This is a genomic window from Legionella feeleii, assembly GCF_001467625.1.
In the GTDB taxonomy this organism is placed as follows: domain Bacteria; phylum Pseudomonadota; class Gammaproteobacteria; order Legionellales; family Legionellaceae; genus Tatlockia; species Tatlockia feeleii.
In genome coordinates this window covers 51824-61174 of the sequence record NZ_LNYB01000032.1, presented here as the reverse complement: position 1 = coordinate 61174, position 9351 = coordinate 51824, and the positions used below count along the sequence as shown (strand labels likewise).

Here is a 9351-nt window from a genome sequence, read left to right as displayed (position 1 = left end):
TCTTGGCACTTTAACCCTCTTTTGATTGCGGAATCAAAGAGTTAGATTACTTTAATCCGATTAAAGTGCCCCTACATTTGGGGGAGAGCCGAAAAACCTTATGATCCGAGAGTAGCTCCATGTCACTTAGGACGAATTGGCAAATCCAGTTTGGGTACTCTAATCTTAAAATTGAATAATCAAGAAATTAGGATCCGGCGTGCTAGAGCAAGTGGTTATGTTTTTAATCAACGAACACCAATTCGGTTTACCTTTAAAGAGCGTAGACCGAGTTGTTCAAGTAGTTGAAATTACTCCCTTACCTAATCTACCTCCTAATATACTCGGTATTATTAATTTGCAAGGGCAGATTATGCCCGTACTCAATATACGCCTCTATTTTAATCTGCCAGAACATCAAATTAATCTATCGGATAAACTTATTATTATAAATAAAAACCAAAAATCTGCTGCCTTTCTAGTTGATAAGGTAATTGGTGTCATTGAGTATGATCAAAAGGATTTTATTGATTTAGAACCCCTTTTTCCAGGCATGGAATATGTCAGGCAAGTTCTCAAGGGACAAGATGGATTGATATTGTTGTTGCATGATTTTGATAAGCTCCTCCCCATAGACGAAGCTCAATCACTTCAAGAGGCGATCGCATATGCGGATAGAAAGTGAGGAATTTGATCCTGAAGACGAATTATGGACTCAAGTCAGTGATGCCCTAAGAATCAATACGGGTTTAAATTTCACGAAAATGCGAAGGTTAGATCTATATCGGGGTATTAAAGCAGCCGCTAACGCCCTTGGTTTAAAAAGTCCAGAAGAGCTGGCACATAAGTTAATTACATCGCCATGGGGACAAAAACAAATTGAAGTTCTTGCCAAGTATTTGGCTGTTGGTGAAACCTATTTTTTTCGTGATCGGCAAAGTTTTGAAATTCTTGAACAACAGGTTTTTCCTTCTTTATTAAAAAAGAGGTTAGGGGCGAACCAGCGTTTACGGATATGGAGCGCAGGCTGCTGTACCGGTGAAGAACCTTATTCCATTGCCATGGCACTTGCAAAACAAATACCAAATCGACAACATTGGAATATCACTATTCTTGCTACAGATATTGTTATGGAATTTCTGCGCAAGGCCTCCGAAGGAATCTATAGCACCTGGTCATTCCGCGATGCGCCAGTTGGAATTCAGGAAACTTATTTTAGTAAAACAAATCAGGACCATTTTGCGATTTCGCCTGAAATAAAAGCAATGGTGACCTTTTCCTATCACAATCTGGCGGAAAATAGCTATCCTTCGATTGATAATGGCACCAATGCAATGGATATCATCTTTTGCCGAAACGTTTTGATGTACTTCGATCGCTCTGAAATTAATCGTGTAGTGCATAAATTAACTCAATCCCTGGTAGAAGGAGGATGGTTATTTCTGAACCCCGTTGATATTCCATCCAATATCAATTTCCCCAATCTTGTAGTAATGGATAATTATCATTCGATGATTTACCGAAAAGAAAGCGGCCATCAAGAGGAACAAGTAGAAGAATCATCTATTATTTTGCCATCCGCCAATTCCGATTTAACCTTGGAGCCTAATGAGCCACAACAATCCGCTGCGCATGCAATGAGATCATTGGATATAAACAGGGTAAGCAGCGACAGCTCGGTCCCCACGGCCATGAATTTATATCAACGCTTTTACCAAAAGGCTGAGAACAGCTTTCATCAGGGACACTATGAGCAAGCCATACAAATAGCAAAACAAATTTTGGCAAGAAGTCCACAGGAACCATCGACTATGTTCTTATTAGCTCGATGCTATGCTAATCAAGGTTTTTTAAAGGATGCGCCAAAGCGGATTCTATTGCCGCAACCATTAAAAAATTGCATCAATTATATAATGGTGCCGCGAATCGTAAAGGAATCGTGTTAGAAACCTATTGCGCCCCTGCAATTAGTCCTGCCTTATTATTTGACTCACTCCGGCTACAACAGATTCTTGGTAATTTTCTAAATAATGCCATCAAACTTACCTCAGAAGGCCAGATAATACTTCGGGCTGAGCTATTAGAGCGGCTCAAGCAATCTGAGCGTTTGCGATTTTTGGTAGAAGATACTGGCATTGGAATCCCCCCAAGGGATCTGCAACAGCTCTTTAACCCTTTTGTAGAGATTGAAAAACAACCTGCTCAGGAGGTAGGCGGAGTTAATTTAGAATTTGTAATCAGCAAGAGATTGGCTGAATTGATGAATGGCTCTATTGATATTAACAGTGAGTTAAATCGCGGTACCATTATGATTCTAACCATTACTTTTCCAATAGCAGATCCAAAGCAAATCAAAAATTCTGACTTCATGGAACCCATCAATCAATTAGCAGAGACACTAGCTGATCGCCGCCATGCCCCTAGTATTCTAGATGCAGAAAAAGAGCATTCCTTGGTATGTGTGGTGGATGATTCCCCAGTCAACCATAAAGTCCTCATACAACAATTAAATTCATTAGGCTATGCTGTAGAAGGAGCCACAGGAGGGGCAGAAGCCTTATCGATGCTACAATCTAAAAGATATGCCTTAATTTTTACAGATTGCAACATGCCTAAGATGAGCGGTTATGAATTAACACATAAAATACGTGAATATGAGCAGAGAAACGCTCTAAAAAAGATTCCGATTATTGCCTGCACTGCTGATGCTCAATTAGATGTAAAACAAAATTGCCTGGCAGCGGGTATGAATGATGTTTTGGTAAAACCTGTGGCCTTAACAGATTTGATGCGTTGTATGGATTATTGGTTACCACTTCCTACAACACCACCTATCAACCGCTCGCTATTAATTGAAATTGTAGGTGAGGATGAGAAATCAATACAAGAGATTCTTAAGGATTTCAAGCGAACAAGCAGCAAGAGTATCGCTTTACTTAGTAACGCGATAGAAATGAAAGAGCTCAATGAAGTGATGAATTTGGCTCATCAGCTCAAAGGTGCTTGTCAGCTGGTGGGAGCCAAAAGACTCGCGATTATTTGTCAGAAAATTGAAGAAGCAAGTCGCAAGAATGATGAAGAAACCGTTGAAAGTTATCGATCTAAACTTGACCAAGAGGTGCAAAAATTAGAAAAATATTTAAATTCACTCTAATTCTGTCTTATCTTTTGTTTCTGTTATACAGAAGAGCTTAAGGCATTCACTCAGGTGAATAAATATATGGACTTTAAAAACCTAACAATCTTAATTGTAGAAGATGAAGAATTTCAACGTAATATTTTGGTACGCCTCTTAAAAAATATTGGTGTGCAACACCTATATGAAGCGACTGACGGGCATAGGGCTCTTGAACTCATTGAAAAGCATATCGATTCCATTGATATTTTAATTAGTGATATTAAAATGCCCAAGATGGATGGTATGGAGCTCCTTCGCCATCTTAGTGAAATCAAAACTAAAATAAGCACGGTGATTTTCAGTGGGTTGGAACGATCACTGATTACATCTATTGAAACGATGGCATTGGCTTATGATATTAATCTTCTTGGGGTTATCGAAAAACCAGTCAGTAAGAATAAGTTGGAATTACTGCTTAAAAAATACGTATCTGCCGTTAGAAATCGTAAAATCGCCAAATCAACCCCTCCTAGCCGCTCATTTACCAAAAAAGAATTGTTGAAAGGACTCAAAAATGATGAGTTTGAACCTTTTTTTCAACCTAAAATTGAATTGGCTACCAGATTCCTTAAAGGTGCTGAGGCACTTACTTCCTGGCGACACCCACGAGCAGGTATAATCAATCCTCAGGATTTTATTTCCGATATGGAACATATGGAGATCATTGATGAGTTGACCTGGATCATCTTAAAAAAGGCTGCCCTATATTGTAACTCATGGCGACAGGCAGGACTTAATGTAACAGTTTCAGTCAATCTATCCCCCATATCCCTAACAGATACAACACTGGCTGATCGAATCACAAATCTGGTCATATCCCAGGGATTGGAACCTCATCATATGATTTTAGAAATCACTGAATCAGCCACAACCTCGTGCATTGGAAGTGTCCTGGAAAATCTGTCAAGACTGAGAATGAAAGGTTTTGGCCTATCCATTGATGATTATGGGACTGGGTATTCAACAATGCAGCAACTCATGCGAATTGCCTACACAGAACTAAAAATTGATAAGTCGTTTATAACCAATGTTGCCTTAAATGAATCTACGCGCATCATCGTAAGTTCCAGTCTGGAAATGGCTAAAAAATTAAAGCTCACCTCCGTTGCGGAAGGAGTAGAAACTGTCGAAGATTGGAATTATCTGCTCGAATTGGGGTGCGATCTGGCACAAGGCTATTTAATCGCAAAACCCATGCCCGCTGAGGAATTTTATAATTGGGCAATAAAATGGATGCGTGGTGGTTTAACGGGTGTAACCAATCAAAACTTACGTTAGTGTCCCTGGTTTAGCGAGTGTTTTTTTGAAAACAGACCACTCATTAAAAACAGCTAGCTCGTAGAATTCATATAATCCCCTCTTCCCAACGTGTTGTGAGCAAACAGACTTATTGACAATAATTTTTGTCTGGTTCAATCAAGTAGCCATACCAGGCAAATGGGTGTGCTTATCGGCAAACTCTAGAATTTTCTCAATTGGAATAAGAATTTTTTTAACTCCAGTTTCTTTATCTAAATTGAGATCCATTATTATCAGATAACATTCTTTACTATTTCCATTGATGAGCTCAATTTTCTTCATTAAGAAATTATCTTCTAATTGATCTAGCTCTGCTATGCCCAAAGCCCCTCTTTTGTCTCTAATGTAATGCAAAGCATCATCCATCTTGACTGGATCAATTAGCGAAGGTGAAACCGCCCACATTGATACGGCCTTATTAGCAGAGAAGGAGGGGGAGGACTCCACTTGAAGTTGTTTTTTGGCTTGCTGGTACAATTTATAACTTTTAAGAATAGTAAATACATTGGCGATATGTCGGTTAAAACCAGCCCCACATCCTGAGTTATAAATCTTATTGAGATCATCGATAAAATTCATTCCTCGCGCATCCGGTTCGGAATATCGGCCCACAGGCCCACCTTGGCTGGTAAGGTAAATCAGAGCATTCTTTTCTGTTTTTTTAATCGTTTTAAGATGTTCAGAAAGTGCATGAAGTGGTGTAGATAATACGAGCCCCAATCGCGCTTCATTCGCACTTTCACCACCACTCTCAAGAATTTGCGATTTTTTAGCCACTTCACCAATAAGCTCTAATGTTGTTTCACTAATACCATCTGCCAGATCTTTTAACCCACTAGCCAGTGGACTTTTTTCATAAGCACTAACGATTTCTCTACGTTTCAGTAATTCTGCGATATCACGTTCAGTGAATAAATGAATTGGTAAAGCCTCTTTTATTTCTTCAGATTCGCGTTCCTTATTTTTGAAGTCACGGAAGGTCCCTTGCAATTCCTCCCTATTTTTATACTCATTGAAATCCCAATCATCACTGTTAATAAAATCGGCTATCATATCAATGCTATATGCATAACCACTTTCCGAGATAAACAGTTTTTCTTTAGGAATATCGAAAAGATCACCAGGATTTTTTATCCCCATAATTACTCCTGCACATTGATGTTTTTAATTATAGTTCGCTGCCGATGCTCATACCATAAAAAAAGCGAGGTAGATGCCAATAATCAGATCTATAGCAAGATTTAATTAAGCAATTAAATAAATTTCAGAAAATATAAAGTGATTTAGACACCCACCTGTTATATTTAACAAATCAAAAAAATTAGGGATGTTTTATGTTAAAAAGGATTTTAATCATAATTTTTCTCATTTTTAGTCAAACGCTTCAAGCCGAAAAGGACAGAATTGCTCGCTATAAAGTTATTATTATCGGAGCAGGAATCGCAGGATTAGAAGCTGGTCACTATTTACAAAAGCATGGCGTAAATAATTATATTATTCTCGAAGCACGCAATCGTATAGGTGGGAGAATCAGTACTATTATGCCATGGAAAGAGGTGCCTATAGAGCTGGGAGCAGGAATAATTCATGGCGGCGATCAAAGCAATCCCTTAATGAAATTAGCTAAAAAATGGCATCTGGCTACCGCTTCCCTAGATAGTCATTCTTCCTCATTTTATAATTCGAAAGGTAAAGAAATTTCAGATGCCATTGATACATCCTATGAAGAACTTTATTTGGATTTTGAAAAGCTAGTCGAAAAAAAACGTAGAGATAATAAAAAGAATGCAAAATTATCCGTGTCAGATGTTGTTCTTGAATTAATTAACCAAAAACATCTTAATAAAAAATTACAACATGGCTTGCTGTATGAAATCTCAGACAAAATCGAACAAGAATATGCAGCTGATATTCACAATTTATCTGCCCTTTGGTATGACAATGAAGATAACTTCCCAGGGAAAGAAAAACTCCTCCTTCATGGTTATAACGATCTGGTTAATGGTCTCGCGAAAAACATGAAGGCCCACATTCTTTTGAATCAAGTAGTAACCAAAGTAAATTATCAAAACAGTGAGGCAATCGTAGTCAGTACGGACAATAACAGAAATTTTATCGGCGAATATGTCATTTGTACATTGCCCTTGGGCGTTTTAAAAACTGGCCGTGTTAAATTCGTACCCGAATTACCCAGGAATAAAATTATTGCAATGGAACACCTCAATATGGGAATCATGAATAAAATTATCATGCTTTTTCCAAGAGTCTTTTGGGACTCTGAGCAATTTATTAGTTATATTTCTCCTGCCTATTGGTCAGGTAGAAATTGGGTAAATAAAGGAGAGTGGCTTGAATTTGATAACCTTAACTATTTCTTTCACCAACCCATTTTATCTGCCATTGTTTCTGCTGATTTTGCCAAAAATCTTGAAGATAAAAAGGACACTGAAATTATTCAATCTGTGATGAAAACATTAAAAACCATCTATGGTGAAAAAATTCCAGCTCCGACATCCTACGTCATCACTCGCTGGGGTAAAGACCCCTATAGTGAAGGTTCTTATTCAAGCTTGCGTCCAGAAGCTTTAGAGGATGGAAAAGATTATTTAAATATGGCAAAAACCGTTGCTGGCCACCTTCTATTTGCCGGAGAAGCAACTACAAATCTCTATCCCGCTACGGTGTATGGGGCTTATCTTAGTGGTGATCGCGCTGCAAAAGAAATAATAAATATGGACCAAAATTAGCAATCACCTCTAAAATCAATGGGATTACAGATTTGAACAGATATGCATAAAGAATAATTACTCTGTGGATTGCCTAAGCTTTTTTAAATGACTTCTACGTTTTTTATTATCAAGTCGATTTCTAATCGACAATTTGGAAGGCTTGGTTTTTATCCGCGAAACAGGTACAAACAACCCCTTTTTAATGAGTGCAACTAATCTTTGCAAGGCATCATCTCTATTTTTATCTTGGCTTCTGTAACGCTGCGCTTTTATGACAATCATAACATCTCGGGTAATGCGGTAATCTCTCAGCTGGAGTAATCTGGTTTTTAATTCTGGCGGCAAACTGGATTGTTCTATATTAAAGCGGAGATGTATTGCTGTAGATACTTTATTGATATGCTGGCCACCAGCACCTTGAGCTCGAATTGCTGTTAATTCAATTTCTGACGTAGAAAGACCTAATGTATTAGTAATTTTTAGCATTCCAGGCCTCAATGCTCAAATAACATGTCATTTGTTGCTTGTATTTGAAGGTGTAACATAGAAAAATCCCCCCTAGTCATTATTCTTTAACTATACAGAATAACGCACGTCTCTTTCGTTGCACTGTGATATTTTTTCAGCTCAATAAGGGTAGACCATCCCCACCAATTAGTGGTCATTGCTCGCTCGGGAGGGTTATCAACTCCTGACGACGTAACAGAAGCAGCGTTTCTTCATCCCAATAAAATAGAGATTTTATATCCAAATGCATTGACTTGTTTGATTAATCCGCTTCTGGAATAACTGCAACAATTAAATAGGGATCGCTCATTATGCCAGAGTAATAAGTATAGCAAGTCTCTTGTAATGTTGGCCTGAATATGACGACTTTTGCCATTGAAAATACGATTCAGGATTATACCCCAATCACTCTGACAGATCACAGGATCTACATCGAAATTATCATTACGCTTACATCATTATGGGAATGTATAAGCAGTCGGCTCTTCATCAGATAAGGCAGGATCTGCTGTTGTTTTTTGTGCCATCCTAGTTAAGAAATTCAAGCTAAATAAATCAATTTGTGGAATTGCCGGGGTTACAGCTATCTCATTAGCTATCTGGGATTCAACTTTATTTTCATTTTGTCTATCATTTGTAATCATTTCCTCCGGACTATTTTCTTTCTTCTGCAATAACATGGACACATCGTGTTGTGTAGGAAGCCTTGTTAAATGAAGCCCAAAAAAATGGCTGTTACCATATTTTTTTATGCTATTTTCAATATATTGCAACAAACCAGCGCTATAGTCAGGCATGGTCATTTCAAATTCAACCAACTGCAATAATTGTCGCTTATCTGCGTAAAAATCAGGATGCTGTAGTTTCATTAGTGGAAATTTCTTGTCGATCTCCCTATCAATTGCGTCAGTATTTTCTAATTGAATATTTTTAACGACATGTTTACTTAATTTGATTGTGCAATTAACAGTATCGACTGGAATGATAGTGACATCCTTATATAGATTAACTACCTCAGCATATAAAAAATTGGGAACAATAATGGCTTGAATTGCACCACGGCCAATACTCCCCTCCAGTTCCTGCTCAGAAACATCGCCTGAGTATTGGGATCTTCTGGTTTTTAACTGTTCACCCACAACAATAAACAAAATACTGTTTAGTAAACGTGGAGCCAGGATAGGAGTCAATTCAGTTACATCTTTAGCCTTGATTGTATAATTCCGTTCCAGAGTTATTCCAATCATTCCACAGTGGGGATCCTGAATCGCATAATCACAAATCTTTGAAAAATTATTCCCTTTACTTTTTGCTAATTGCACCAAGTTATAAGAAATACGTGAGGAAATATGACCATCAGCTGATAATAAAAGATGGGTGTTGCTATCGGTTGTAGGTGGAATTAGACCATTCTGTGCAATACTGGCCAAGATTCTTTTTCTTGCATTTCTTTGACTATTAACGCACTCATTCAAGCTACCTTCTACAATTTCAACTTTCTGCTGCATTCTATATTTCCAATACAATTCGTTAATTTTGGCATTTTAATGTACAAATATTAATGGAATATTAATAATGAATTTCTTACATAAATTTTATTATTTTAATTCATATCAATAGTTAAAATACCAAAATAAATTACGCCTGGAACAGTTATGA

8 protein-coding genes are annotated in these 9351 nt (G+C 37.6%); 5 read left to right on the top strand and 3 right to left on the bottom strand.

The features are described from left to right. Window positions 1-199: 199 nt before the first annotated feature. From Lfee_RS06100 to Lfee_RS06085, 4 genes are all read left to right on the top strand, one after another. Window positions 200-664: a chemotaxis protein CheW gene (locus Lfee_RS06100; RefSeq protein ID WP_058444924.1), complete on the top strand. Its 465-nt coding sequence runs from the start codon at window positions 200-202 to the stop codon at window positions 662-664. Continuing rightward, entirely contained in the window at window positions 648-1925 is a 1278-nt protein-coding gene (locus Lfee_RS06095) for a CheR family methyltransferase (RefSeq protein WP_058444922.1), read from the top strand. The genes Lfee_RS06100 and Lfee_RS06095 overlap by 17 nt, the downstream gene beginning before the upstream one ends. Further along, window positions 1919-3133 (top strand): response regulator, encoded by a 1215-nt coding sequence (locus Lfee_RS06090; RefSeq protein WP_058444920.1) that lies wholly within the window; start codon window positions 1919-1921, stop codon window positions 3131-3133. The genes Lfee_RS06095 and Lfee_RS06090 overlap by 7 nt, the downstream gene beginning before the upstream one ends. Window positions 3134-3199: 66 nt before the next feature. Then, the gene (locus tag Lfee_RS06085; RefSeq protein ID WP_058444918.1) at window positions 3200-4435 is read left to right on the top strand and encodes an EAL domain-containing response regulator; all 1236 of its coding nucleotides are present in this window, start codon (window positions 3200-3202) and stop codon (window positions 4433-4435) included. Window positions 4436-4573: 138 nt separating this feature from the next. Here the strand turns inward: Lfee_RS06085 and Lfee_RS06080 are convergent, their stop codons facing one another. Then, entirely contained in the window at window positions 4574-5596 is a 1023-nt protein-coding gene (locus tag Lfee_RS06080; RefSeq protein WP_058444915.1) for a hypothetical protein, read from the bottom strand. A 194-nt stretch (window positions 5597-5790) separates the two neighbouring features. Between Lfee_RS06080 and Lfee_RS06075 the strand changes: the two genes are divergently transcribed. Then, window positions 5791-7203 carry a flavin monoamine oxidase family protein gene (locus tag Lfee_RS06075; protein WP_058444913.1) on the top strand — a complete coding sequence of 471 codons (1413 nt, stop codon included), beginning with the start codon at window positions 5791-5793 and terminating at the stop codon, window positions 7201-7203. 57 nt (window positions 7204-7260) lie between these two features. Here Lfee_RS06075 and arfB read toward each other — a convergent pair whose 3' ends face one another. Together arfB and Lfee_RS06065 are read right to left on the bottom strand one after the other, a co-directional pair. Continuing rightward, window positions 7261-7671 carry an alternative ribosome rescue aminoacyl-tRNA hydrolase ArfB gene (gene arfB, locus Lfee_RS06070; protein ID WP_058444911.1) on the bottom strand — a complete coding sequence of 137 codons (411 nt, stop codon included), beginning with the start codon at window positions 7669-7671 and terminating at the stop codon, window positions 7261-7263. A gap of 479 nt (window positions 7672-8150) precedes the next feature. Further along, window positions 8151-9200: a hypothetical protein gene (locus Lfee_RS06065; RefSeq protein ID WP_058444909.1), complete on the bottom strand. Its 1050-nt coding sequence runs from the start codon at window positions 9198-9200 to the stop codon at window positions 8151-8153. Window positions 9201-9351 lie beyond the last annotated feature (151 nt).

What these genes read in the sequence shown, in the direction of transcription:
- Lfee_RS06075 (WP_058444913.1), top strand. Translation starts at nt 5,791, where the DNA reads ATGTTAAAAAGGATTTTAATCATAATTTTTCTCATTTTTAGTCAAACG.
- Lfee_RS06095 (WP_058444922.1), top strand. Translation starts at nt 648, where the DNA reads ATGCGGATAGAAAGTGAGGAATTTGATCCTGAAGACGAATTATGGACT.
- Lfee_RS06085 (WP_058444918.1), top strand. Translation starts at nt 3,200, where the DNA reads ATGGACTTTAAAAACCTAACAATCTTAATTGTAGAAGATGAAGAATTT.
- arfB (WP_058444911.1), bottom strand. Translation starts at nt 7,671, where the DNA reads ATGCTAAAAATTACTAATACATTAGGTCTTTCTACGTCAGAAATTGAA.
- Lfee_RS06065 (WP_058444909.1), bottom strand. Translation starts at nt 9,200, where the DNA reads ATGCAGCAGAAAGTTGAAATTGTAGAAGGTAGCTTGAATGAGTGCGTT.
- Lfee_RS06080 (WP_058444915.1), bottom strand. Translation starts at nt 5,596, where the DNA reads ATGGGGATAAAAAATCCTGGTGATCTTTTCGATATTCCTAAAGAAAAA.